General features: G+C 69.2%; 1 protein-coding gene. It reads left to right on the top strand.

The features are described 5' to 3' along the window. Positions 1 to 139: 139 nt before the first annotated feature. The gene (locus AB0G11_RS48905) at positions 140 to 1,468 is read left to right on the top strand and encodes an IS4 family transposase (protein WP_357594170.1); all 1,329 of its coding nucleotides are present in this window, start codon (positions 140 to 142) and stop codon (positions 1,466 to 1,468) included. Positions 1,469 to 1,501: the final 33 nt, after the last annotated feature.

The raw sequence follows: 1,501 nt of genomic DNA, 5'->3' as shown, positions 1-1,501 counted from the left end.
CAACGCCGTTCAGTTAAGGGAGAGGGCTGTTCGTCAAGACCGGTGAACAAAGCAGCGGAGCCGCTGTAGAAGAGGTCTGTCACTCCAAGACATCCTCACCACAGGAGCTCCGCTGTTGGAACAGGTTGCCACACATCGAATGGCCGGGGTAGCGCCAGGGGTGTTCGCGCCGGGACATCTGGGTGAACTGACCCGGATCATTCCGTTCGAGATGGTCGATGATGTGCTGGCGCAGACCCGTGCGCATGAGCGCAGGGTCCGCCTGGTGCCGGCCCGGGTCACGGTCTACCTGCTGCTGGCCGCGGCGTTGTTCACCGGCCTGGGCTACCGGCAGGTGTTCGACCGGTTGTGCGCCGGGCTGGCGGGCCTGGCACCCCTGCGGCCCAGCGGCAGCGCTCTTCGCCAGGCCCGCCAGCGGCTGGGAGCGGCGCCGATGAAGGCGCTGTTCGACCTGCTGAGCGGTCCTGCGGTGACGACCGCTGCGGCGGGATGGTGGCGGGGACTGCGCCTGGTCGCCGTCGATGGCACCCTGCTTTCGGTCCCGGACTGTGCGGCCAACCTTGCCAGGTTCACCCGGCAGCGGCTCGGCAACGGGATCTCGGGATACCCGCAACTGCGGCTGACCGTGCTGCTGTCCTGCGGGACCCGGTCGCTCATCGCGGCCGCCTTCGGGCCTGCCACGACCGGTGAGCTGGACTACGCCCGCCGCCTGGCCGCGCAGCTACGGGCCGGGATGCTCCTGCTGGGCGACCGGAACTTCGCCGCCACCGATCTGCTCAACCATCTGGCCGCCACCGGCGCCGACCTGCTGGTGCGCTGCAAGTCCGGCCGCAACCTGCCTGCCGTGGCGCGCTGCCGCGACGGCTCGGCCCTGGCCCGGCTCGGCGCGCTGACCGTCCGCGTCATTGACGCCGAGATCACCATCCGCACCGCGGCCGGCATCCGGAGCAGTCACTACCGGCTGTTGACCACCCTCACCGACGCTTCCCGCCATCCGGCGGCCGATCTCGTGCGGCTCTACCACGAGCGCTGGGAGATCGAGACCACCTACGCCGAGCTGAAGTCCACCATCCTGGGCGGGCACATCCTGCGCTCGCGCACCCCTGACGGCATCGAACAGGAGGTCTGGGCCCTGCTGACCGTCTATCAGGTCCTGCGCATCGCGATGACCGACGCCACCGACAGCGTTCCAGGCCTCGACCCGGACCGGGCCGGCTTCACCACGGCCCTGGCCGCCGCCCGTGACCAGCTCATCCTGGCCGCCGGCGTCATCACCGGCACCGACATCGACCTGATCGGCAGCATCGGGCGTCACGTCCTGGCCCACCTCTTGCCCGCCCGGCGGGTCCGCACCAAAGACCGCATCGTCAAACGCGCGATCTCCAAATACAACGCCCGCGGACCCGCCATCGACCGGACCACCTACAAAGCCACCATCAGCATCAACATGCTCCGGGCCAGCCCTTGACGCCACGACCCCAGCCCTAACTGAACGGCGTTG

The sequence above is a fragment of the Nonomuraea sp. NPDC023979 genome (genome assembly GCF_040639085.1).
Lineage (GTDB): Bacteria > Actinomycetota > Actinomycetes > Streptosporangiales > Streptosporangiaceae > Nonomuraea > Nonomuraea ceibae.
This window is presented reverse-complemented; position numbering and strand designations above follow the sequence as displayed.